Below are 21824 nucleotides of genomic sequence, written 5' to 3'. Positions count from 1 at the left end.
CGAGTGTGCGTCCCATACTAGGCCTCTGCCACGACGACCGCCAGAGGCGTCCCGTGTCTGCACACCGCCTGTGCGTTCGGCCATTCTCATGCCCGGCCTACTTTGGGCATACTGGCCGTTTCCCTTCCACAGGAGCCGAGCATGCCTCGCTATCCGATCCTGGCCCTGGCCCTGTGCAGTAGCGTCTGCCTGGCCGCTCCCGCACAGCCCTCCACCAGCACCGACGACCTGTCCTACGGGGTCGGCGTCAGCCTGGGCCAGCGCCTGCACGCCGAAGTCCCGGACCTTCAGCTGGAGACCTTGATCGAAGGGTTGCGCCAGGGCTATCAGGGCAAGCCCTTGCGGCTCGAGCAGTCACGTATCGATGCGCTCCTGCAGCAGCATGACGAAGCCATGGCCATCGCTGCCGAGGCCCCGAGCGACGCCAGTCGCCAGGCAGCGGAAACACGTTTCATGGCCGAAGAACGCGCCCGCCCGGGTGTGCGCGAACTGGCTCAAGGGGTGCTCTATACCGAGCTGGCAGCGGGCGCGGGTGACGCACCCCGTGCGGACGGCAAGGTGCAGGTGCGCTATCAGGGGCGGTTGCCGGACGGCTCGGTGTTCGACCAGAGCCAGCAGCCCCAGTGGTTCGCGCTGGACTCGGTGATCGCCGGCTGGCGCGTGGCGCTGTTGCAGATGAAGCCTGGCGCCAAGGGCCGTATCGTCATCCCGTCGGCACAGGCCTATGGCGCTGACGGGGCGGGAGATCTGATCCCGCCCGACACGCCGTTGGTCTTCAACGTCGAGCTGGTGGCGGTCAAGCCCTGAGCGACCTCAGGCTTCGACGGCATCCTGCTCGCGGTGCGTGTTGTGCAGGACCTCGATGAGGCAGTCCTCCAGCTCGAACCGCTCGTGCAGCAGGCTGCCCAGCTCGCCCAGCTTGCGCGCGAAGCGTTCGGCGTCGCTGCAGGCAGCCTTGACGCAGTGGTCGTTGAACGCCAGCGCGATTTCAGTGATTTCGTTGATGCGCGGGTTGAGCTGCTCGGCCAGGCCCAGGGCCTTCTGGTCGCCGAACGACTTGGCCTCGGTGACCAATTGCTCGCAGACTTCGAAATGCCAGGCGGACACGTAGTCCACGAGGATTTCGCAGAAGCGTTCGTGTTGGCGCTTGTCGGCGAACGCGGTACGGGCATCGCGCAGGTCGCCGAACGCTCGGACCAGTTCCTCGCGCTCCTTGAGCCACCGGTCGATCAGTTGGTTGACGCCACCCCAGCGTTCCTGGGCATTCTGGCAACTATCGAGCATGACGAGATCTTCCCTTCTGGGCGATGCCCCCGCACCTGGTAGCGCGTGGGTGGCGGTACGAAAGGTGTCATCCGCAGGCTGGCATCGAGCCGTTGTTGTAGAGGTAGCCGTGCGAAACGCAGCGTGCGCATCGACTGCGCTTCAAGGTACGCAAGGGCACTCGTTCACACAAGTCTTTGGCGCAGCGACAGATCACCGCTGGTCGAGCGAAGGTGTGCTCGGTTCGCGCTCGACCAGCCGTGCAGGGGATGGCAGCAGATGGCCGATGAGGCCTGATAACGGGACCAGTGCCAGCAGCACGAACGCCAGCAGGCTCCACTCCGGCAATGTGAGGTCCAGGAAGCTCCAGCGGATGGACGAACACGCCGGCTCGCCCTCGATCAGCACCTTGAGCGCATGGCGCAGCGCCGCCCAGCCTTGGGGGTCGACCTCGTACCCGCGGACGCAGACCCCTTCACCGACCCTGACCTGCAGCCAGACATGCCGTGCAGCCAGGGCTATCCCGCTCCCGGCCAGGATCAGTGCCAGGCCGGTGTAGACCCGCACGCCCCTCGGCCCTGGCGTCTGCACGATCATCCCCAGGCACACGAAGGCAAAGGCGCCTATCAGGCACCGCAACGTGAAGCACAGGATACAAGGGGTGAGTGCCGCGCTGGCCTCGAGGTACAGACTGGCTGCCAGCATGCCGAGGCAGCCCAGCAATGCGGGGAAATACAGGGAATGCAAACGAACCTGCGACATGTTCCAAGCCCTGTGGATAAATGGTGGGACGGGAACGTTAGAGGATGTGCCGGGTTTGTTTCAAGGCACTACAGGCAGGATACGTCGCTGATACGGAAGGAAAGTCTCTTAATTTCTGTGGGAAAATTCCTAGAACATGCTTTGGATGTTCTTTTCGGACGCTGGAAAACACGGCTTCGCCAGCCGAACCCGTGCCTTTACACGGGTTCGGCGGTGGCATCAGGTACGCTTACCCTCGGGCAACGGCAACGCCAGCAGGCGTTCGTCGAGCAGGCCCAGTCCCTCCTCGAACAGCTGATTGCTGCGCGTCGTTTCACCCAGGCTGGCCAGCAACCGCGCCAGTTCGGCACAGGTCTCCGGATTGCGCTGGAAGCGCAGGCTGCTCTCCAGGTAGTCCCGCGCCTTGCCCCACAAGCGTTGCTGCAGACAGAGACGGCCCAGCGTCAGCAACAGGCTCGGGTCGCTGGGGTGGGCCTTGAGCAGACCCTCGGCAAATTGCAGCTGACGCGCCGGATCGTCCCCGCGGACCAGGCCATACAGGCGTGCCAGCGGGCTTTCGTACTGGCGCTTGAGCGCAGTACGCAGCACGTGCTCGGCTTCTTTCTGCGCACCTGCCTGACGCAGTTGCTCGGCATAGGCCAGCACCAGACGTGGCTCCTGGCGCTGGGCGGCCGTGAGCTGCTCCCAGGCGCGTTCCAGGGCTTGGCGCACCGCCTGGGCATCGTCGTTGCCTTCATGGGTCAGGGACAGGTTCTGCCCCCAGGCACGCTGCTCGAGTTCGGCCAGCTCGGCCGCCGGCAGGACCTTGCTCTTGCGCAGTTCAGGCAACAGGCGGATCACTGCAGACCAGTCGCCACGGCGCACGTGCAGGCGCTGCAGCAGCCTGAGCACCTGGGCGTTGCCGGGGTAGCGTGCCTGCATGGCGTCGAGCGTTTCCAGCGCCTGGTCGTCCTGGCCCTGGTCCATCTGCAACTGTGCGTGGCTCAGGGCGACCGCCAGCTCGGCCTGGGGTTGGCGTTCCAGCGCACGCTCGAGCAGGGTGTCGCGCTCGTCGTAGCGGCCTTGCTCGTTGGCGGCACGTGCCGCGCCCAGGTAGTAGAACAGCGGGTAGCGTTCGGCTTCGGCGGCCCGGTGCAGGTGGCGCTGGGCACTGGCCCAGCGGCCCTCGGCGAGGTCGAGCTGGCCTTGCTTGATCGCCACCTGGGTACGACGGCTGCGGTTGCGGCGCGACCATGGGTTGACCACGCCACTGGAGACCAGGACCAGGCCGATCAGGTAGCGCACCAGCGCCGCCAGCAAGAGCGCGGCCAACAGCAGGCCCAGCGTGGCCCAGAGACTGGACTGGTAGCGGAAGCCGCCATAGGCGATCAGCACGTAGCCGCTGTGCTTGGCGATGGCGATGCCCAGGGCCGCCGCTACCGCGATGGCGATGACCACTAGCAGGTAAGCCCGCTTCATGGCTTGGCCTCCGCGTTTTCAGCTGGCAGGTGGCGGCGGGCGATATAGGCTTGCACGGCGGTCAGGCTGGCGCTGAGGTCAGGCACGTCCACTGCCACGGGCGCTTCGGCCAGCGCGTTGAGGCTGTCGAGCATGGTCTTGCTTTGCGGGTTGTCGGCATTGAAGTTGGCCTGCAGCACGCTGCGGGCTTCGTCCAGCGCCTGGCGATAGACCTGGGTCTCGCCGTTGAGCGCGGCCCATTGTGCCTGCTCGAGGGTCAGGCTCAGCGCCAGCCGCAGCTGGTTGAGCGACTGCCCTGCCAGCAGGGGACGCACGTTCTTGTCGGCGCCGAATTCCATCTGGAAGTACTTCGACATCTCGGCCCACCAGCGCGACCAACGACTGGCGACATCGCCGTCGGACGTCACTGCGCCCAGGGCGTTGGCATCGCTGGCAAAATCAGGCGACTGGGCGCTGAGCTGTTGCACCAGGTCACGCTGGGCGGCCAGTTTGAGGAACAGGCCGGTGCGATCGGGCTGCTGGGTGCTGTTGAGCACGGCCAGGCTGCGGGCCAGCTGCTCGCGGGCAGCAAACGAACCCGGATCGCTCTGCTCGCGCAGGATCTCGTCGGCCCCTTCGACCAGGGCCTTGGCGCTGTCGATGTCCTGCAAGGCCGACAGGCGCAGGGTGGCCAGACGCAGCAGGTGCTCGGCCTCGGCCAGGCGCCAGTCCTTGCGGCTGGCGCCCAGCACGGTTTCCAGACGCTGGCTGAGCCGCTGCTGATCGCCCTGCAGCTGCGTGACCAGTCGGCGACGGTCTTCCAGCTCGCTGGCGGCCGGCAGGCTCTGCAACTGCGCCGTGATCTGCTGCTCGCGTTGCTGCAGGCTGGCGGTGCGCTCGTTGAGAGCTTGCAGGTGCTGGCCCTGACCCTGCTCGTTGGCCTGGATCTGGCGCACTTGCCAGACGCCCCAGCCACCCGCGGCAACGCCGGCTGCGCCGAGCAGCAGCGCCAGGATGGCCAAGCCATTGCCCGTGCCCGAGCGGCGCGGCGCGGCAGCCGGTGGAGTGTCCGGCGTCTTGGGCACCGGTGACGGTTCAGTGTTAGGCAAGACAGTTTCGCTCACGTATCCATCCTTTGCATTGGGGCACGCTGCTCGCGCAGAGCGCCTAAGAGCCAGGTACAGCGCATCGCTGCACGGCTGCCATCAAGGCCGCGGCGCTGGCGCCACGGCAATCCACAACGTGCTGTGCACCCACCGCCCGGGCATGATCGGCCACCCGGGGGCTGGGCGCGAACAGCGTCAGCTGCGCCAGGCGAGGCCATGCCTCACCGGCCAGGCGGTACAAATGTTCGAAGCCCTGACCACTGCTGACCACCAGGCCATTGAGGCGTTCCCCGTCGACCACGCGGGCCAGCGCCCCCTCTGGATAGTCCGGCAGGCAGCGGCGATACAGTTCCAGATAATCGACCCTGGCGCCTTGCTCGGCAAGACACTCGGCCAGCCGTTCGCGACCTCCCTCGCCACGCACGATCAGCACGCGCGGCGCCGGCACGTCGAGGGCCGCGCTCAACGCGTCCAGCGCAAGCAGCGCTTCGCTGTCGTCCCCCTGGTCAGGGTAGCGAGCAGTGATGCCGCCTCGGGCCAGCACCCCTGCCGTCGCCGCGCCGACCGTGAACCACGCCGCGCGAAGGCCGGCCAGGGCATCAGGGGGCGTCGCAGCCAGCAACAACCGCGCCGCAGGCTTGCTGACCACGATGATCGCCTGATAGGCATTCAGGTCGTGCAACACGTCGCGCTGGGCGGTGCCAAACGGCAAGGGCTCGATATGCAGCAACGGCAGGCTGCTGCTGACGACACCGACGTCCGCCAAGGCCTGCGCCAGGTCGGCACACTCCTCCACAGGCCGGGTCAGCAGCAGGCGCCAGCCTTTCACGGATGCCCGGCCTCGCCGTACACCGCCGTGAGGATGACGTCGGCGCCCTGGTCGAGCAGGTCGTCGGCAACCTGCACACCCAGCAGGTCGGCTGCGGTCCTGGGACCCCGTGCCTCAGCCCGCAAGAGCGCCCCACCGTCGGGCTGACCGACCATGGCGCGCAACCACAGCTGGTCGCCTTCGAGCACGGCATAGCTGGCGATCGGCACCTGGCAGCCGCCGTTCAGACGCTTGTTGAGCGCCCGCTCGGCCACCACGCGGTCGGCCGTCTCCAGATGGTGCAGCGGTGCCAGCAACGCCTGGATGTCGCTGTCGGCACTGCGACATTCGATGCCCACCGCCCCTTGACCGCCTGCGGGCAGGCTGTAGGTGACGTCGAGACTGTCGGTGATGCGCGACTCGAAGCCCAGGCGGATCAGCCCGGCGGCGGCAAGAATGATCGCGTCATACTCGCCGGCATCGAGCTTGGCCAGACGCGTGTTGACGTTGCCACGCAGGAAGCGGATCTCCAGGTCGGGTCGGTGTGACAGCAGCTGGGTCTGTCGACGCAGACTCGAGGTGCCGACGACGCTGCCCAGGGGCAGTTCGTCCAGGCTCTTGTAGCGGTTGGAGACGAAGGCGTCCCGAGGGTCTTCCCGCTCGCAGATGCAGTACAGGCCCAACCCCTCGGGGAAGTCCATCGGCACATCCTTCATCGAATGCACGGCGATGTCGGCCTGCCCTTCGAGCAGAGCGGTTTCCAGCTCCTTGACGAACAGGCCCTTGCCGCCGATCTTCGACAGTGGGGAATCGAGCAGCTTGTCGCCACGACTGACCATGGGGACCAGCGAGACGAGCAAGCCCGGATGGGCGGACTCCAGGCGTGCCTTGACGTATTCGGCCTGCCAGAGGGCCAGGGCACTCTTGCGAGTGGCGATGCGGATTTCGCGAGTGGACATGAAACGCCCCGAACGAGAGAAATGCCCCCGATGATAACAGCTCTGCTCGCCTCGCCAGCGGACACCGGTCAACCTGGCGCCCTTTCGCGAGGCTGACCCTCTCGTGGTCCGCCCGGTCTAGAGCGTCTGCATCATCTTGCGCACACCCGCAACGTGACGCCGGCTGACGGTCAGCGCATCGCCGTCCAGGCCTTTGAGGAACAGCTGGAAGTGCCCGAGCGGCGTACGCTGCAGACGCTCGATGCGTTCGCGCGACACCAGGGCGTTGCGGTGGATGCGCACGAAACGGTCACCGAATTCGTCTTCCAGGGCCTTGAGCGGTTCATCGAGCAGGACTTCGCCACCTTCGTGGCGCAAGGTCACGTACTTGTGGTCGGCGATGAAGTACACCACCTGGCCCAGCGGGATCAGTTCGATGCCTTTGCGCGTCCGGGCACTGATGTGGCTGCGCGGGCCGCCGCCGCTTTCGTTGGCAGGTCGCGTCAGCGCCGCCAGCTGCGTGCGGTTGGGTCGTTCGGCCTTGCGCAGGGCCTCGCGCAGCGCCTGCGGCTGCACCGGCTTGGCCACGTGGCTGAGCGCGCTGTCCTCGAACGGCTGATGGGCAGCGTCCTCGCCCTCGGTGCAGAACACCACGGCCGGCGGCGCTTCGCGCTCGCACAGGCGCGCTGCCACCTGCAGGCCATCGAGGCCCGGCATGGCGACATCCAGCAGCACCACATCGGGCTTGAGGCTCTCGATCAGGGCCAAGGCCTCTTCGCCATTGGTGGCGCCAGGCTCCAGCACGGTGTACCCCTCCAGCTCGCCGAGCAAGCGGCTCAGGCGGTCACGGGATTGGGTTTCGTCGTCAACGATCAGGACATTCATATATTGCTGGATTCCTGAATGAGTCTCGCAAATGAACTGGCGTGCCGAGGTGCGGATCGACCGACACCGTGGTCCACGCTCAGACCGATGCGATGGCCAAAGATTCACTGGGTCGCGGTACCTGCCGCCGACCCTCTGTCCAACTGTAGACGGTCCTTGCCGCGTTGCCGTTCAATCGTTGATCGTCCGAGCGGTTTCCAGGCACTTTCGCACATCCGGTCCGGCGCCTGCGCCCTGCGAGGCAAGGCACAACCCTGTTATGATCGACGCCACTTTTTCAGATCACGCCAGCTACGAGTGAATCCATGAGCACCGACAAGACCAACCAGTCCTGGGGCGGCCGCTTCAGCGAGCCCGTCGACGCCTTCGTCGCCCGCTTCACCGCCTCGGTCGACTTCGACAAGCGCCTGTACCGTCACGACATCATGGGCTCGATCGCCCACGCCACGATGCTGGCCCAGGTTGGCGTGCTCGACGAGCACGAGCGCGACACCATCATCGACGGCCTGAAGACCATCCAGGCCGAGATCGAAGCCGGCAGTTTCGACTGGCGCGTCGACCTCGAAGACGTGCACATGAACATCGAAGCGCGCCTGACCGACCGCATCGGCATCACCGGCAAGAAGCTGCACACCGGCCGTAGCCGCAACGACCAGGTCGCCACCGACATCCGCCTCTGGCTGCGTGACGAGATCGACCTGATCCTGAGCGAGATCACCCGTCTGCAGAAAGGCCTGCTGGAGCAGGCCGAACGTGAAGCCGCCACCATCATGCCGGGCTTCACCCACCTGCAGACCGCGCAGCCGGTGACCTTCGGCCACCACCTGCTGGCCTGGTTCGAGATGCTGTCGCGCGACTACGAGCGCCTGGTGGACTGCCGCAAGCGCACCAACCGCATGCCGCTGGGCAGTGCTGCCCTGGCCGGCACCACCTACCCGGTGGACCGCGAGCTGACCTGCAAGCTGCTCGGTTTCGAGACCGTCGGCGGCAACTCGCTCGACGGCGTGTCGGATCGTGATTTCGCCATCGAGTTCTGTGCCGCGGCCAGCATCGCGATGATGCACCTGTCGCGCTTCTCCGAAGAGCTGGTGCTGTGGACCAGCGCCCAGTTCCACTTCATCCACCTGCCGGATCGCTTCTGCACGGGCAGCTCGATCATGCCGCAGAAGAAGAACCCCGACGTGCCGGAACTGGTGCGTGGCAAGAGCGGCCGCGTGTTCGGCGCGCTGACCGGGCTGCTGACCCTGATGAAGGGCCAGCCACTGGCCTACAACAAGGACAACCAGGAAGACAAGGAACCGCTGTTCGATGCCGCCGACACGCTGCGCGACTCGCTGCGGGCCTTCGCCGACATGGTGCCGGCGATCAAGCCGTGCCGTGAGGTGATGCGCGAGGCGGCGCTGCGTGGTTTTTCCACGGCCACCGACCTGGCCGACTACCTGGTGCGTCGCGGCCTGCCGTTCCGCGATTGCCACGAGATCGTCGGCCATGCGGTCAAGCATGGCGTGGACTGCAACAAGGACCTGGCGGAAATGGAGCTGGAAGAATTACGCCAGTTCAGCGACCAGATCGAGCAGGACGTGTTCGCCGTCTTGACCCTCGAAGGCTCGGTCAACGCCCGCAACCACATCGGCGGCACGGCACCGGAACAGGTGCGCGCAGCCGTCGCCCGTGGCCATGCACTGCTGGCCACGCGCTGAGCACGGTCGTCAGGTAATCGAAAGGCCCCGGTCCGTCATGCGGTCCGGGGCCTTTTTCATCAGGAAGGACGCTTGTTGCGCATCATCTCGAGGAACGTCGGCAGCATCCGCTCCTTGTCGGCGTTGATCCGCGCGATGTGTGGCCCCTGGTGCAGGCGCTCCAGCAGCTCGGCAGCCTCCGGCAGGTCGGCCAGCAGGTCGATGTTCAGGACCTTCTTGCCGACCTGAGCCGCCAGGTCGACCGAGAAGCAGAACATGATGTCTGCCAGGGTCATCTGCTCGCCTGCGACATAAGGTGCGAAGCGCGCGCTGCGCTTGAGGGTGGCGAAGCCGGCCAGCAGATCGGTGCGGGCCTTTTCCTTGACCCATGGCTCGACCGACTGCCCGAAGAAGCTCTGGGCGTAGCACGTGCGCGCCGGCAGCTCGATGTAGAGCTCGATCTCCTTCATCAGCTCACGGACCTTCGCCCGCTCGAACGCATCGGCCGGCAACAGCGATGTGCCACCCTGGCTCTGCTCCAGGTATTCGAGGATCACGCTGGTTTCGCTCAGGTAGCCGTGCTCGGTCTCCAGAACCGGGACCTTGCCCCGTGGGCTGACCTTCAGCGTTTCCGGGGTCGTCCCAGGAATCAACTGCACCTCTTCGAAGGGCAGGCCCTTCTCCAGAAGCGCCAGCTTGACCATGTTGTAGTAGTTGCTGACAGGAAATCCGTGAAGCTTGAGCATGAAAACAGTCTCCAGGCCGTAAGAAATGGCCTAGCCGTTATAGCCCTGTCGGACCGTGCATGGCTAGTGCCCGAGGGTGTGGCGGTTCGCGCCGTCCCCAGGCCCGTGGCACACTGACGGCTCATCCACAGGAGCAGAGCCATGAGCGAGTCCAACGACGTCGACTACAACGACGAAGAAGAAGCCTTTGTCGAGGCGACCCTGACCCAGGCCGTCGAAAACCAGATCGAGAGCGGCGAACCGCCCGCGGCGAAAGCGACCTACAACAAGCTGAGCCTGGTGGGCTACGAGCGCGAGGACATCCTCAACCTGATGGCGCACGTACTGGCGATCGAGATCGACACCATGCTCGAACAAGACCGCGCTTTTGACAATGTCTGGTACGAAAACGCCTTGCGTGCGTTACCTGAACTGCCCCCTGAGGCCGATCAAGGCAACGCCTGAAAAGCCTGACTACACTCCTGGCTCAGGCACCGGCACCGGTGCCTCCGTCCTCTCTGGAAGTCAGGAGTCGTCATGTCTTTCACACCTGAATTGATCGCCGAACTGGAAGTCCTCGCGCTGTTCAACCTGGACAGTAGCCAGGAGGGCATCAAGGTCCATAGCAATGCCTCGCCCCGCTTGATCGAGGCGGCCCGGCGTCTGCACGACAAGCAGCTGACCAGTCAGCCCGACGGGGGCTACCTGACCAGCCTGGGGCACGATGCGGCCGCGCACGCCCAACAACTGCTGACCATCCTGGAAATCGCCGAGGTCGCCTGAGTCGACCACTCGCATCGCGTGAAGCCGCACTAAACCACCGCCTGGCTGTCCACTCCTGTGCGTGCAGGAGTCGACAGCCAGGCGGTATACGCGCCTCCTGACACACGACGAATGACGAAAATATGGCGTCAATTCATCGACTTTTCCTGAATCGGGTGATCGACTCAGGCTAAACTCGCGCCGCTGCTGCTGTCTGCTTCGAGTGCGCAATGGTCCCTCCTCTTGCTCCACCCACCGACTCATCCGACCCTGTCGAACCTGCCTTGCCCGGCGTGCTGCACGCACGGTTCATGCAGATCAATCGAGGGCGGCTGGGGCGTGCGCTGGAAGGTCTGGGGGCTTCTCAACGCCGCGTGCTGAACCTGCTGCCTCTGCTGCTGCACCTCAACCACCCGTCCCTGCCTGGGTACGTGCCGCGCATGGCGCGTGCAGGCCTCTGGGGTTTCCGACCGACCCCACAACAGCTGGCCGAGGCCCTGCGCCTGACGCGCTCGCTCGCCGAGGCGGCCTCTGCGCCGGATCACGCGCCCATCGTCGAAGGGGTGTACCTGATCGGCAGCCTGGGCACGTTGGCGCAAACCGCGCGCAGCGACATGGACGTCTGGGTCTGCCATGCCGCCGACCTCGATCAGCCCGGTCTTCAGGCGCTGCGTACCAAGTGCCAGCACCTGGAGACCTGGGCCGCCCTTCAAGGCGCCGAACTGCACACCTTCCTGATCGAGCCGCGCAGTTTCGCCCAAGGACGTCGGGTCAGCCAACTGAGCGCCGAAGACTGCGGCGAAGCCCAGCATTACTTGCTGCTCGACGAGTTCTACCGGACCGCGATCTGGCTCGCAGGCAAGACACCGCTGTGGTGGCTGGTGCCTGCCTCGTGCGAGCAGGACTACCACGGCTATACCCGGACGCTGCTGGCCAAGGGGCTGATCCGGGGCGATGCCCACCTCGATCTCGGGCACCTGGCGCACATTCCCAAGAAGGAGTTCATCGGCGCAGGATTCTGGCAACTGTTCAAGGGCATCGAGTCGCCTTACAAGACGGTGCTCAAGCTGTTGCTCATCGAAGTCTATGCCAGTGAATACCCGCGCATGCGCTGCCTGGCCGTGGACTTCAAGCAGGCCGTCCATGCCGACCGCGCCGGGCTCGACGCGCTGGACCCGTACGTGATGATCTATCGGCGCGTCGAGCGTTACTTGACGCAACGGGGCGAATCCAGGCGCCTCGAGCTGCTCAGGCGCAGCCTCTACCTGAAAGCGGAAAAGCCGGCCAATGCCACACGGCATGCCTGGCAGTGCCAGTTGCTCGCACGCCTGGTGAGCGAATGGGGCTGGCGCCCCGACCAAGTGACGACCCTGGACGACCGAGCGCACTGGAAGGCTCGCCAGACCCTGGCCGAACGCAGTAGCCTGGTCAGTGCGTTGAGCCACAGCTACCGGTTTCTCCTGCAGTTCGCAGGCTTGCACGACCCTGCCAATCAACCCGTTCCCCATGGCCTGAGCGTCCTCGGCCGACGCCTCTATGCGGCCTTCGAGCGACGTGCGGGCAAGGTCGAAGTGATCAATCCTGGCCTGACGTCGAACCTGGAAGAAGCGGTGGTCACGCTGGCATGCCTGCCTGACGCCCAGGTGCCAGGCCTGTGGCAGTGGCGTCTGTATGCCGGTACGGTCGGCGACGTCGTGCAGGCCACGCAGGACGCCCTTATCCATCGGACCCGCCACGTGGTCGAACTGCTGGTCTGGGCCCACTGCAACGGCGTGATCACAGCGCGTACCCAGCTCGTGCTGTCGGCCTCTGCGAACGGTGTCGATAGCGCTTGTGTGGCAGGCGTGCTGGACTGCCTGCGGCAGGCGCTCGTGTGGCCGCTGGAAACGGTGATCGACTGTCGCCTGTTGCAACCGAGCATTGCCGACCGTGTCCTGCTGCTGGCCAACCTCGAAACCGGCATACACTGTTGCAGCGAGACGTTGCCACCGAGCGACCCCGTGCTCCTGTCGCTCGACCAGGTGACGCTCACCAGCTGGAACGAAGTGCTGGTGCGGCGCTACGAAGGCCCTCAGGCCCTGGACCACTGCCTGCGCAACCTGGCTGCCGGCCTGACCCTTTACACGCCCAGACCGCGCCTGCAGGTCCACGGCCTGGGCACCGAGCAGGACCGCGTCTTTGGCGAACGCCTCAAGGCCATGCTCTCTGCCTTCCCCCTGCCACTGGACAGCCGCACCCATGAGTCGCGCGCGCGGTCTGGGGTGGACAGCCTCGGTCGGGTGGACGGCCATGCCGTGAGCGCGCTGCTGGCACATGCCAAGACCGACTGCATCCAGGTTTTTCACCGGCTGCAGACGGGGTTCGCCGACCTGTACGTGCTGGATGAACACAACCGGCTCTGGTACCAACACCAGGCGTGTGGCGACGAGCGACAGTTGCTGATTCCCTTGCACCGGTTCCTGCAGGCCATGCTGGTGCGTCATGCCGCGCGCTTGCGGCTGGACGTGCCGCACCGGCCCAAGCCGGCCCTGGCCTACTATCGACTGTCGCCCGACCCAGGTTTCAAGGCCTATCGGGTCGAGGCGCAGCCGACGCCGACGGACGACAACCCGTGCTATTACGAGGTACAGGCCTTGGTGCGTGTCACCTCGGGAGGGGACCAGGAAGTGACCTGGTATTGCGACCAGGTGCCGTTCTCGCGGCTGGAATACGGCGATCGGCTCGACACCGTGGTCGCCAGGCAGATCCTGAAACAGCGCCGAAGCGCCGAGCGCTACCCCTGCTACCTCACCGACCTGGACCTGTCGGAGCTGTTCGACGAAGGCATCGGCTCGACGCTGTGCTGCCTGCAGCACAAGCAGGCGCTGGAGCACGCGCTCAATCGCGGGCTCGACGCGCTGGAGCCCTGACCAGGTCGGTTCAGCGGTCGAAGTGCCCGGCCGCCTCGGGCTGGTAGTCGACGCTCAGCAGCCGCAGCTTGAGGGTCTTGCCCGCCGGTGCCGGCCAGTCGATCTGGTCACCGACGGAGAGGCCCAGCAAGGCGCTACCGATCGGTGCGAGGATCGACACGTTGCCGTCCACGCCGGCGTCCTGCGGGTACACGAGGGTCAGGTGGTAGTCCTTGCCGCTGGCCTCTTCGCGGCAGTGCACACGCGAGTTCATGGTGACGACACCGGCAGGCACCTGCTCGGCTCCAACGATCTGCTCGGCGCGGTCCAGCTCGTCCTGCAGGGCCAGGACCCCGGGCGTGGCTTCGTCGAGGGTGTCGAGCAGACGCTCCAGACGCTGGACGTCCAGCCGGGTCAGGGTCAGTGAGGGTCGAGCATTCATGATCGGGTCAGGCTCCTTCTTGACGCGCAGATAAAGCAAGACCCCGCTCGAGGCTGCAACGTCCTGCCTGGCTGGCGACGGACCGCAGAAGCGGTTCGCTGGCACATGGCACGACGACAAGCCCCAGCACGGGGTCGACGGGTGTTCGGCTGGGCCGGACAGTCCGACCCTACCACAGCCTACTGAATACTCAAGCCTGGGCAGAACGTGCCGAGGTGGCGCGAGCCTGGGCCTGGTCGCGGATCTGCCGCCGACGCTGATCGTCGGCCGAGCGCCATTCGCGGATGTGCTCGACCGGACGGTGACAGCCGAGACAGACGCGCTCGGCATCCAGCCGGCACGTGCCGATGCAGGGCGACTTCACCGCCGGACTGACGTTGGCGTAGAGCGGTTTCGGGGGGCGTGCGTCGGTACTCATGTCAGATCTCGTCGAAGTCCAGCTTCTCGCCGGCGCGCTCCCAGACGATACGCTCGAGCATTTCGCCCAGCAGCTCTTCGCTTTTCTCACACACCCACTTGCCGCTCTCTTCGTCGTAGTCGAAGTGGAAGCCGCCGGAGCGGTCGGCCAGCCACAGCTGGCGCAAGGGTTCCTGGCGGCTGAAAATCAGCTGGCTGCCGCTGTCGAACGTGACGGTGAGCACGCCCGCCGAATTTTCCATGTCCAGGTCGAGGCCGCTTTCGTCGAACAGATCTTCCAGGGCCTGCTGGGTCGCATCGACCAGGTCGTGGAAACGCGCTTCACTCAAACTCATTGCATGAACCTCGAAAATGGCTGCACCGGTGCAAGCCGGGCACGATACGAGCGCTGGGTCGCGATTGCAAAGAATACCGTGTCAGGCCCGGTCGCTGGCCCGTCGGGCGCACCGGTCGTCGCATAGGCAAGCAGGCGACCGCTCGGTATACTCGGCCGCAAGACTGCCTATTTCGAAGGATTTCGCCAATGAAGCGCCTGATTTCCTCCCTCGCGGCGCTGGTCGCTGTTGCCTGCCTCGTCTCTGCCTGTGGTCAGAAGGGCCCGCTGTACCTGCCAGACGATGGCAAGGACGGCAAAGACGCACACACCTCGCACCAGCATCAGCACCAATAAGGGTTACCCATGGACGCTTTCCACTACCGCGACGGTACGCTGTTCGCGGAGGGCGTGGCGCTGTCGGCCATCGCCGAACGGTTCGGCACGCCGACCTACGTCTACTCGCGTGCGCACATCGAAGCGCGCTACCGCAGCTACACTGATGCCCTCGAGGGTACTTCGCACCTGGTCTGCTTTGCCGTCAAGGCCAACTCCAACCTGGGTGTGCTGAATGTCCTGGCTCGCCTGGGCGCAGGGTTCGACATCGTCTCCGGCGGTGAGCTGGAACGTGTGCTGGCGGCGGGCGGCCGAGCCGACCGCGTGGTGTTCTCGGGCGTCGGCAAGACGCGCCAGGACATGCGCCGCGCCCTAGAAGTGGGCGTGCACTGCTTCAACGTGGAGTCGGCCGACGAGCTCGAGCGTCTGCAGGACGTGGCGGCCGAGCTGGACGTGCGTGCACCGGTCTCGCTGCGGGTCAACCCCGACGTGGACGCCGGTACCCACCCGTATATCTCGACCGGCCTGAAGGAAAACAAGTTCGGCATCGCCATCGACGACGCCGAGGCGCTCTACCTGCGCGCGGCCCAGCTGCCGAACCTGGAACTGGTCGGGGTCGACTGCCACATCGGCTCGCAGCTGACCACCCTGGACCCCTTCACCGACGCGCTCGATCGCCTGCTGGTATTGGTCGACCGCCTGGCCGACTGCGGCATCCACCTGCGTCACCTGGACCTGGGCGGCGGTGTCGGCGTGCGTTACAGCGACGAACAGCCGCCGTTGATCACCGACTATGTCAAGGCGGTCCGCGAGCGTATCGGCGATCGCGACCTGGCCCTGGTCTTCGAGCCAGGCCGCTACATCGTGGCCAATGCCGGGGTCCTGCTGACCCGCGTCGAGTACCTCAAGCACACCGAGCACAAGGACTTCGCCATCGTCGATGCGGCGATGAACGACCTGATCCGCCCGGCCCTGTATCAGGCCTGGATGGGCGTCAAGCCGGTGCAGCCACGGGGCGGTGAAGGCCGCAGCTACGACGTGGTCGGGCCGATCTGCGAGACCGGCGACTTCCTCGCCAAGTCGCGGACGCTGGACCTGGCCGAAGGCGATCTGCTGGCGGTCGAATCGGCCGGTGCCTATGGCTTCGTGATGAGCTCCAACTACAACACCCGTGGTCGCTGCGCCGAGGTGCTGGTCGATGCCGACCAGGCCCATGAAGTGCGCCGCCGGGAAACCGTGGCCGAGTTGTACGCGGGCGAAAGCCTGTTGCCGGAGTGACCCCATGCTGCTGCGTTTCACCAAGATGCACGGGCTGGGGAACGACTTCATGGTCCTGGACCTGGTCAGCCAGCACGCGCACATCCAGCCCAAGCATGCCCGGCAATGGGGCGACCGGCACACAGGGGTCGGCTTCGACCAGTTGCTGATCGTCGAGGCGCCGAGCAACCCGGACGTGGATTTTCGCTACCGGATCTTCAATGCCGACGGCTCCGAGGTCGAACAGTGCGGCAATGGCGCGCGCTGTTTCGCCCGTTTCGTGCTGGACAAGCGCCTGACCGCCAAGAAACGCATCCGCGTGGAAACCAAGGGCGGCATCATCGTGCTCGACGTGCGCAACGACGGGCAGGTGCGCGTCGACATGGGTCCGCCTCGGCGGGCGCCGAACGACATCCCGTTCCAGGCACCGGCCGAAGCGTTGAGCTACCCGCTCGAGGTGGACGGGCAGACGGTCGACATCGCCGCGCTGTCGATGGGCAACCCCCATGCCGTCCTGCGGGTCGAGGACGTACACAACGCGCCGGTGCACACGCTGGGGCCGAAAATCGAGCACCACACGCGTTTTCCACAGCGTGTGAACGTCGGCTTCCTGCAGGTGGTCGATCGTCATCAGGCGCTGTTGCGGGTATGGGAGCGTGGTGCCGGTGAAACCCAGGCCTGCGGCACCGGCGCCTGTGCGGCGGCGGTGGCCGCGATCAGCCAGGGCTGGATGGACTCACCCGTGTCGCTCGACCTGCCGGGCGGACGCTTGAGCATCGAATGGGCCGGCCCCGGCAAGCCGGTCATGATGACCGGGCCGGCGGTTCGGGTCTACGAGGGACAGATTCGTCTTTAAGCGAGGACTTTCATGAGCGACCGGCCCAAGGATTCATCCACGGCACCCCACGATCTCGATGCCGAGGCGGTGGTGGCCTTCCTTCGGGCACGCCCGACCTTCTTCGCCGAGCACGACGAACTGCTAGGCACCTTGCACATCCCCCACCAGCGCGGCGACAGCGTGTCGCTGGTGGAGCGCCAGTTGAAGCTGCTGCGCGAGCGCAACATCGAGATGCGCCATCGCCTGTCGCAACTAATGGACGTGGCCCGCGACAACGACCGGCTGTTCGAAAAGACACGTCGGCTGATCGTCGACCTGCTCGATGCCAGCCACCTCGAAGACGTGGTGATGACGGTCGAGGACAGCCTGCGCCAGGACTTCCAGGTCCCATTCGTCAGCCTCATCCTGTTCAGCGAACACCCGGCCTCGGTCGGGCGCTGGACCAGCCTGGGCGAAGCGCAGCAAGCCATCGGTGGCCTGCTGAGCAGCGGCAAGGCCGTCAGTGGCAATCTGCGCGATCACGAGCTGGCGTTCCTGTTCGGCGAGAGCCAGCGCCGCCAGGTCGGCTCCAGCGCGGTGGCGACGCTCGATCACAATGGCCTGCATGGCGTCCTGGCCATTGGCAGCCCCGATCCGCAACACTACAAGAGCACGGTAGGAACGCTGTTCCTGAACCACATCGCCGATGTCCTGGGTCGCGTCGTGGCGCGCTCGCTGCAGTCCCTGCGTCCGGTGCGTTGATGGAGCGCCAGCTGGAGGCTTATTGCGCCTACCTGCGCAACGAGCGTCAGGTCTCGGGCAACACGATCCAGGCGTACCGGGGCGATCTGCTCAAGGTGCTGGCCCACTGCAAGGACCAGGCGATCGAGCGCTGGCCCGACCTGCAGATCCAGTCGCTGCGCCACTTCATCGCCCGCCAGCACCACCAGGGCCAGTCCTCGCGCAGCCTGGCGCGCCTGCTGTCGTCGGTACGCGGTTTCTACCGTTACCTGATACGCGAAGGCCTGTGCCAGCACGACCCGGCCAACGGCCTGTCGCCGCCCAAGGGCGAACGTCGGCTGCCCAAGGTGCTGGACACCGACCGCGCCCAGCAACTGCTTGAGGGCGGCGTCGACGATGACTTCATCGCCCGCCGTGACCAGGCGATGCTCGAACTGTTCTATTCCTCCGGGCTGCGCCTGTCCGAACTGGCGGGGCTCGACCTGGGTCACCTCGACCTGGCGGCCGGCCTGGTTCACGTCGTGGGCAAGGGCAACAAGGCCCGTGTCCTGCCGGTCGGCCGCAAGGCCCGCGAGGCGCTCGCCGCCTGGCTCAAGCTGCGTGGCCTGGGTAGCCCCCTCGATGGCGCGGTGTTCATCACCCGTCAGGGTCGGCGCCTGAGCACGCGTGCCATCCAGCTCCGCGTCAAGGTGGTGGGCGAGCGCGAGCTCGGCCAGCACCTGCACCCGCACATGCTTCGCCATTCTTTCGCCAGCCACCTGCTGGAATCCTCCCAGGACCTGCGTGCCGTGCAGGAGATGCTCGGCCATGCCGACATCACCACCACGCAGATCTACACCCACCTGGATTTCCAGCACCTGGCCGCGGTGTACGACAGCGCCCACCCCAGGGCCAAACGCAGCAAGGGTACCGACTCATGAGCATCACGCTGATCACCTTCGACCTCGACGATACGCTGTGGGATACACCGCCCGTGATCGCCAGCGCAGAGCTCGTCCTGCGCGACTGGATCAAGGCCCATGCCCCGGCGCTGGGCGAGCTGCCGGTCGAGCACCTGCACGGGGTACGCGAGCGTGTGGTGCAGGCCGAGCCTGGGCTCAAGCACCGCATCAGCGCCTTGCGCCGCCAGGTGCTGCTCCAGGCATTGCAAGCACTCGACTACCCTGAGCCACAGGCGCAGGCCCTGGCTGACGAGGCGTTCGAGGTGTTCCTGCATGCCCGTCACCAGCTGGAGATCTTCCCGCAGGTACAGCCCATGCTCGAGCGCCTGGGCCAGCGCTATACGATAGGCGTGGTGACCAATGGCAACGCCGACGTGCGTCGCCTGGGCCTTGCCGATTATTTCGATTTCGCCTTGTGCGCCGAGGACCTGGGTATCGGCAAGCCGGATCCGGCGCTCTTTCTGGAGGCACTGCGACGGGGCAACGCGCAGGCGGCGAACGCCGTACACGTGGGCGACCACCCACGTGACGACATCGCCGGAGCGCAGGGTGCAGGGTTCAAGGCCGTATGGTTCAACCCACAGGGCACGCCCTGGCAGGCCGAGCAGGCGCCGGATGCCGAAATACGGTGTTTGTCGGAGCTGGACGACGTCTTGGCACGGTGGCAGTAGCACCACGCGCCTGTCGCAAGAGGGTGAACGCTTGCCATCGAATGGCGGCAAGCCAAGGCCACGTTCATTCGAAGCCTGCCGTGAAAGCGCTGGCCAATGCACGCTTTCACGGGTGATGCAGTGCCCGAAGGCGTCCCTCAGATAGGACGGCTGCCGTACTTGTTGTCCGGCTTCTTGGGCGGATCGGCGACCACGTTGGCCTCCACTTCCTGGATTCTGCCGCCACGCGACAGGAACTCTTCCATGGCACGGGCCAGGGCATCGCGCTCTTTCTGCTTGGCTTCCAGGCTCGGCATGTCATCTACCGAGACGGCAGCCTTGGCCTTGCCTTTGGCAGCAGGTGCAGGGCTATCGTCGTCGCCTGCGTCTTCAGCGCCTTCGTCGGTCGCCGCTTCGAGGGCCTCGTCGGCCTCGTCATCACCTACTTCGAGGTCGTCGTTTTCCAGATCATCGTCGCTCATGTCGTTCCCCATGCCATGCTAAAGGCAGATTGAGTTTGCAGCCAGTGACGCCGTAGACCGACGATCACAGGCAAAAATTCCACGGACGTTCGGCAAGCCTCGGTCGTGTCGACCGCTTCGTCAGGAAGCGGTCGTGGTGCAACGCCGCAGGTGCGGACGTTGACGAAATTCGACGCCATGGGCTGGCATTCGCCACCCTCGCGTGCGCGTGTATCGATCGATACGCCACGCAAACGGACGCGCCATGACATGCGTTGGCGCGCATTCTAGCGCGCCCGCAGAAAAAGCAAAGCACCAGAAATGCCCTGCACGTTGTAAGTTTTCTGCCGCGCGCGACAAGCGCGCCGCAGCGGGCTTCGATGGCCCAGACTGGGCGAATCGCAGACGAAAAAATGCCCGGGCAAGCCGGGCAAGTGGACACCGTGCGCGTAGTTACAAGTTGTAGCCGCGCTCGTTGTGCTGAGCCAGATCGAGGCCGACCGACTCTTCTTCTTCACTGACCCGCAGGCCCATCGTCACATCGACCACCTTGAGGATCACATAGGTCACCACGCCGGTGTAGACCACGGTGACGAGGACGCCCTTGGTCTGAATCCACAGTTGCAGGGCGATGTCCTGTACCTCGCCGAAGCCGCCCAGGGCGGGGGCTGCGAAGGCACCGGTGAGGATTGCGCCGACGATGCCGCCCACACCGTGTACGCCGAAGGCATCCAGGGAGTCGTCGTAGCCCAGCTTGCGCTTGAGGCGGGTGGCGCAGAAGTAGCAGATCACGCCGGATGCCAGGCCGATCACCAGGGCACCCATCGGGCCGACCGTGCCGGCTGCTGGCGTGATCGCCACCAACCCTGCGACCACCCCAGACGCGATGCCCAGTGCGCTTGGCTTACCGTGACCGATCCACTCGGCGAACATCCAGCTCAGTGCGGCAGCGGCCGTGGCGATCTGGGTCACCAGCATGGCCATGCCGGCCGTGCCGTTGGCAGCCGCGGCGGAGCCTGCGTTGAACCCGAACCAGCCGATCCATAGCATGGCAGCGCCCATCAGGGTATAGCCCAGGTTGTGCGGCGCCATGGGCGTGGTCGGGAAGCCCTTGCGCTTGCCCAGGACCAGGCAGGCCACCAGGCCGGCGATGCCCGCGTTGATGTGCACCACGGTGCCGCCGGCGAAGTCGAGCACGCCCCAGTCCCACATCAATGCACCATCGCCGCCCCAGACCATGTGCGCGATGGGCGCATACACCAGGGTGAACCAGACGGTCATGAACACCAGCATCGCCGAGAACTTCATGCGTTCGGCAAAGGCACCGACGATCAGCGCCGGGGTGATGATGGCGAACGTCATCTGGAAGGTGATGAACACCGGCTCAGGGAAGGACGCGGTCAGGCTCTGGGGCGTGACGCCTGCCAGGAAGGCCTTGGACAGCCCGCCGACGAAGGAGCTGGCGTTGAGCACGCCCTTTTCCATGCCGGTGGTATCGAAGGCCAGGCTATAGCCGTAGACCATCCACAGGATGCTCATCAGGCCGGTGATGGCGAAACATTGCATCATCACCGACAGCACGTTCTTGGAGCGCACCATGCCGCCATAGAACAGCGCAAGACCGGGGATGGTCATGAACAGCACCAGGGCCGTGGCCGTGAGCATCCAGGCGGTGTCGCCGGAGTTGAGAACGGGGGCAGCCTCTTCGGCCAGGGCCAGCCCAGGCATTACGAGGGACAATAGGGCGCCTAGCCCTGCGATCGTGCGCAGAGTCATGTTGTTTTCTCCTGGGGCTTGGGGGTTTGGTGAGGCGCTAGGTCAGATCGCGTCGGTGCCGGTTTCGCCGGTACGGATACGGATCGCCTGTTCCAGATTGACCACGAAGATCTTGCCGTCGCCGATCTTGCCGGTGTTGGCCGCCTTGGTGATGGCGTCGATCACGCGGTCGAGGTCCTTGTCGTCGATGGCCACTTCGATCTTCACCTTGGGCAGGAAATCGACGACATATTCGGCACCCCGGTACAGCTCGGTATGCCCCTTCTGACGGCCGAAGCCTTTGACTTCGGACACGGTGATGCCTTGTACGCCAATCTCCGACAGAGACTCGCGGACGTCGTCCAGCTTGAATGGCTTGATGATGGCAGTGACTAGCTTCATGAAACTCTCTCCCGATTAGGTGGACTTGCCCCAGGAAAA

At 65.5% G+C, this 21824-nt stretch carries 24 protein-coding genes; 10 read left to right on the top strand and 14 right to left on the bottom strand.

Annotated elements, in window-relative coordinates:
* Positions 1-141 precede the first annotated feature (141 nt).
* Positions 142-807 carry a peptidylprolyl isomerase gene (locus APT63_00760; GenBank protein ID AMA44257.1) on the top strand — a complete coding sequence of 222 codons (666 nt, stop codon included), beginning with the start codon at positions 142-144 and terminating at the stop codon, positions 805-807.
* A 6-nt stretch (positions 808-813) separates the two neighbouring features.
* Here APT63_00760 and APT63_00755 read toward each other — a convergent pair whose 3' ends face one another.
* From APT63_00755 to APT63_00725, 7 genes are all read right to left on the bottom strand, one after another.
* Entirely contained in the window at positions 814-1284 is a 471-nt protein-coding gene (locus APT63_00755) for a transcriptional regulator (GenBank protein AMA44256.1), read from the bottom strand.
* Positions 1285-1476: 192 nt separating this feature from the next.
* A complete protein-coding gene (locus APT63_00750; protein AMA44255.1) occupies positions 1477-2025 on the bottom strand; it encodes a hypothetical protein in 549 nt (182 codons plus the stop codon).
* A 219-nt stretch (positions 2026-2244) separates the two neighbouring features.
* Complete coding sequence (locus APT63_00745; GenBank protein ID AMA44254.1) at positions 2245-3483, bottom strand: heme biosynthesis protein HemY; 1239 nt, start codon at positions 3481-3483, stop codon at positions 2245-2247.
* Positions 3480-4586: a heme biosynthesis operon protein HemX gene (locus APT63_00740; GenBank protein ID AMA44253.1), complete on the bottom strand. Its 1107-nt coding sequence runs from the start codon at positions 4584-4586 to the stop codon at positions 3480-3482. The genes APT63_00745 and APT63_00740 overlap by 4 nt, the downstream gene beginning before the upstream one ends.
* Before the next feature lie 43 nt (positions 4587-4629).
* Positions 4630-5397 carry a uroporphyrinogen-III synthase gene (locus tag APT63_00735; protein ID AMA44252.1) on the bottom strand — a complete coding sequence of 256 codons (768 nt, stop codon included), beginning with the start codon at positions 5395-5397 and terminating at the stop codon, positions 4630-4632.
* On the bottom strand, positions 5394-6335 hold the full coding sequence (locus APT63_00730) for a porphobilinogen deaminase (protein ID AMA44251.1): 942 nt from the start codon (positions 6333-6335) through the stop codon (positions 5394-5396). Before APT63_00730 ends, APT63_00735 begins: the two co-directional genes overlap by 4 nt.
* 117 nt (positions 6336-6452) lie before the next feature.
* Positions 6453-7199, bottom strand: a complete 747-nt coding sequence (locus tag APT63_00725) for a two-component system response regulator (protein ID AMA44250.1) — start codon at positions 7197-7199, stop codon at positions 6453-6455.
* 305 nt (positions 7200-7504) lie between these two features.
* Here APT63_00725 and APT63_00720 point away from each other — a divergent pair, with 305 nt between their 5' ends.
* On the top strand, positions 7505-8899 hold the full coding sequence (locus tag APT63_00720; GenBank protein ID AMA44249.1) for an argininosuccinate lyase: 1395 nt from the start codon (positions 7505-7507) through the stop codon (positions 8897-8899).
* Between the two features lie 59 nt (positions 8900-8958).
* On the opposite strand, the gene APT63_00715 is transcribed toward APT63_00720, so the two are convergent.
* Positions 8959-9624: a glutathione S-transferase gene (locus APT63_00715; protein AMA44248.1), complete on the bottom strand. Its 666-nt coding sequence runs from the start codon at positions 9622-9624 to the stop codon at positions 8959-8961.
* Positions 9625-9765: 141 nt separating this feature from the next.
* On the opposite strand from APT63_00715, the gene APT63_00710 reads away from it, so the two are divergent.
* The 3 genes from APT63_00710 (at position 9766) to APT63_00700 (ending at position 13274) form a co-directional block, all read left to right on the top strand.
* Positions 9766-10068 (top strand): hypothetical protein, encoded by a 303-nt coding sequence (locus APT63_00710; GenBank protein ID AMA44247.1) that lies wholly within the window; start codon positions 9766-9768, stop codon positions 10066-10068.
* Between the two features lie 72 nt (positions 10069-10140).
* A complete protein-coding gene (locus APT63_00705) occupies positions 10141-10386 on the top strand; it encodes a DNA-binding protein (GenBank protein ID AMA44246.1) in 246 nt (81 codons plus the stop codon).
* Positions 10387-10649: 263 nt separating this feature from the next.
* Positions 10650-13274 (top strand): hypothetical protein, encoded by a 2625-nt coding sequence (locus tag APT63_00700; GenBank protein AMA44245.1) that lies wholly within the window; start codon positions 10650-10652, stop codon positions 13272-13274.
* Positions 13275-13284: 10 nt separating this feature from the next.
* On the opposite strand, the gene APT63_00695 is transcribed toward APT63_00700, so the two are convergent.
* The 3 genes from APT63_00695 to APT63_00685 all read right to left on the bottom strand — a co-directional run bounded on the left by APT63_00695 (position 13285) and on the right by APT63_00685 (position 14447).
* Positions 13285-13695 carry a nucleoside diphosphate kinase regulator gene (locus APT63_00695; GenBank protein ID AMA47753.1) on the bottom strand — a complete coding sequence of 137 codons (411 nt, stop codon included), beginning with the start codon at positions 13693-13695 and terminating at the stop codon, positions 13285-13287.
* A 190-nt stretch (positions 13696-13885) separates the two neighbouring features.
* Complete coding sequence (locus tag APT63_00690; GenBank protein AMA44244.1) at positions 13886-14113, bottom strand: DNA mismatch repair protein MutT; 228 nt, start codon at positions 14111-14113, stop codon at positions 13886-13888.
* A 1-nt stretch (position 14114) separates the two neighbouring features.
* Positions 14115-14447 (bottom strand): iron donor protein CyaY, encoded by a 333-nt coding sequence (locus APT63_00685; GenBank protein AMA44243.1) that lies wholly within the window; start codon positions 14445-14447, stop codon positions 14115-14117.
* A 344-nt stretch (positions 14448-14791) separates the two neighbouring features.
* Between APT63_00685 and APT63_00680 the strand changes: the two genes are divergently transcribed.
* From APT63_00680 to APT63_00660, 5 genes are read left to right on the top strand one after another with little or no spacing between them, the layout of a single operon-like run.
* A complete protein-coding gene (locus APT63_00680; protein ID AMA44242.1) occupies positions 14792-16039 on the top strand; it encodes a diaminopimelate decarboxylase in 1248 nt (415 codons plus the stop codon).
* Positions 16040-16043: 4 nt separating this feature from the next.
* Positions 16044-16874 carry a diaminopimelate epimerase gene (locus APT63_00675; protein ID AMA44241.1) on the top strand — a complete coding sequence of 277 codons (831 nt, stop codon included), beginning with the start codon at positions 16044-16046 and terminating at the stop codon, positions 16872-16874.
* 12 nt (positions 16875-16886) lie between these two features.
* Entirely contained in the window at positions 16887-17597 is a 711-nt protein-coding gene (locus tag APT63_00670) for a hypothetical protein (protein ID AMA44240.1), read from the top strand.
* Positions 17597-18496, top strand: coding sequence for a recombinase XerC (locus APT63_00665; protein ID AMA44239.1), 900 nt, complete (start codon positions 17597-17599; stop codon positions 18494-18496). Before APT63_00670 ends, APT63_00665 begins: the two co-directional genes overlap by 1 nt.
* Positions 18493-19188, top strand: a complete 696-nt coding sequence (locus APT63_00660) for an HAD family hydrolase (GenBank protein AMA44238.1) — start codon at positions 18493-18495, stop codon at positions 19186-19188. The genes APT63_00665 and APT63_00660 overlap by 4 nt, the downstream gene beginning before the upstream one ends.
* A 137-nt stretch (positions 19189-19325) precedes the next feature.
* On the opposite strand, the gene APT63_00655 is transcribed toward APT63_00660, so the two are convergent.
* The 3 genes from APT63_00655 to APT63_00645 all read right to left on the bottom strand — a co-directional run bounded on the left by APT63_00655 (position 19326) and on the right by APT63_00645 (position 21785).
* Complete coding sequence (locus tag APT63_00655) at positions 19326-19649, bottom strand: hypothetical protein (protein ID AMA44237.1); 324 nt, start codon at positions 19647-19649, stop codon at positions 19326-19328.
* Between the two features lie 432 nt (positions 19650-20081).
* A complete protein-coding gene (locus APT63_00650; protein ID AMA44236.1) occupies positions 20082-21404 on the bottom strand; it encodes an ammonia channel protein in 1323 nt (440 codons plus the stop codon).
* A 42-nt stretch (positions 21405-21446) separates the two neighbouring features.
* On the bottom strand, positions 21447-21785 hold the full coding sequence (locus APT63_00645) for a transcriptional regulator (GenBank protein ID AMA44235.1): 339 nt from the start codon (positions 21783-21785) through the stop codon (positions 21447-21449).
* Positions 21786-21824 lie beyond the last annotated feature (39 nt).

It is taken from the genome of Pseudomonas monteilii (genome assembly GCA_001534745.1).
GTDB lineage: Bacteria > Pseudomonadota > Gammaproteobacteria > Pseudomonadales > Pseudomonadaceae > Aquipseudomonas > Aquipseudomonas alabamensis.
Note: the sequence above shows the minus strand (reverse complement) of the source record. Positions and strands in the feature narration are given on the sequence as shown.

Excerpts from the sequence above, each read along its gene's own strand:
- APT63_00760 (AMA44257.1), top strand. The coding sequence starts at position 142 with ATGCCTCGCTATCCGATCCTGGCCCTGGCCCTGTGCAGTAGCGTCTGC.
- APT63_00755 (AMA44256.1), bottom strand. The coding sequence starts at position 1,284 with ATGCTCGATAGTTGCCAGAATGCCCAGGAACGCTGGGGTGGCGTCAAC.
- APT63_00750 (AMA44255.1), bottom strand. The coding sequence starts at position 2,025 with ATGTCGCAGGTTCGTTTGCATTCCCTGTATTTCCCCGCATTGCTGGGC.
- APT63_00745 (AMA44254.1), bottom strand. The coding sequence starts at position 3,483 with ATGAAGCGGGCTTACCTGCTAGTGGTCATCGCCATCGCGGTAGCGGCG.
- APT63_00730 (AMA44251.1), bottom strand. The coding sequence starts at position 6,335 with ATGTCCACTCGCGAAATCCGCATCGCCACTCGCAAGAGTGCCCTGGCC.
- APT63_00725 (AMA44250.1), bottom strand. The coding sequence starts at position 7,199 with ATGAATGTCCTGATCGTTGACGACGAAACCCAATCCCGTGACCGCCTG.
- APT63_00720 (AMA44249.1), top strand. The coding sequence starts at position 7,505 with ATGAGCACCGACAAGACCAACCAGTCCTGGGGCGGCCGCTTCAGCGAG.
- APT63_00715 (AMA44248.1), bottom strand. The coding sequence starts at position 9,624 with ATGCTCAAGCTTCACGGATTTCCTGTCAGCAACTACTACAACATGGTC.
- APT63_00710 (AMA44247.1), top strand. The coding sequence starts at position 9,766 with ATGAGCGAGTCCAACGACGTCGACTACAACGACGAAGAAGAAGCCTTT.
- APT63_00705 (AMA44246.1), top strand. The coding sequence starts at position 10,141 with ATGTCTTTCACACCTGAATTGATCGCCGAACTGGAAGTCCTCGCGCTG.
- APT63_00695 (AMA47753.1), bottom strand. The coding sequence starts at position 13,695 with ATGAATGCTCGACCCTCACTGACCCTGACCCGGCTGGACGTCCAGCGT.
- APT63_00690 (AMA44244.1), bottom strand. The coding sequence starts at position 14,113 with ATGAGTACCGACGCACGCCCCCCGAAACCGCTCTACGCCAACGTCAGT.
- APT63_00685 (AMA44243.1), bottom strand. The coding sequence starts at position 14,447 with ATGAGTTTGAGTGAAGCGCGTTTCCACGACCTGGTCGATGCGACCCAG.
- APT63_00680 (AMA44242.1), top strand. The coding sequence starts at position 14,792 with ATGGACGCTTTCCACTACCGCGACGGTACGCTGTTCGCGGAGGGCGTG.
- APT63_00675 (AMA44241.1), top strand. The coding sequence starts at position 16,044 with ATGCTGCTGCGTTTCACCAAGATGCACGGGCTGGGGAACGACTTCATG.
- APT63_00670 (AMA44240.1), top strand. The coding sequence starts at position 16,887 with ATGAGCGACCGGCCCAAGGATTCATCCACGGCACCCCACGATCTCGAT.
- APT63_00665 (AMA44239.1), top strand. The coding sequence starts at position 17,597 with ATGGAGCGCCAGCTGGAGGCTTATTGCGCCTACCTGCGCAACGAGCGT.
- APT63_00660 (AMA44238.1), top strand. The coding sequence starts at position 18,493 with ATGAGCATCACGCTGATCACCTTCGACCTCGACGATACGCTGTGGGAT.
- APT63_00655 (AMA44237.1), bottom strand. The coding sequence starts at position 19,649 with ATGAGCGACGATGATCTGGAAAACGACGACCTCGAAGTAGGTGATGAC.
- APT63_00650 (AMA44236.1), bottom strand. The coding sequence starts at position 21,404 with ATGACTCTGCGCACGATCGCAGGGCTAGGCGCCCTATTGTCCCTCGTA.
- APT63_00645 (AMA44235.1), bottom strand. The coding sequence starts at position 21,785 with ATGAAGCTAGTCACTGCCATCATCAAGCCATTCAAGCTGGACGACGTC.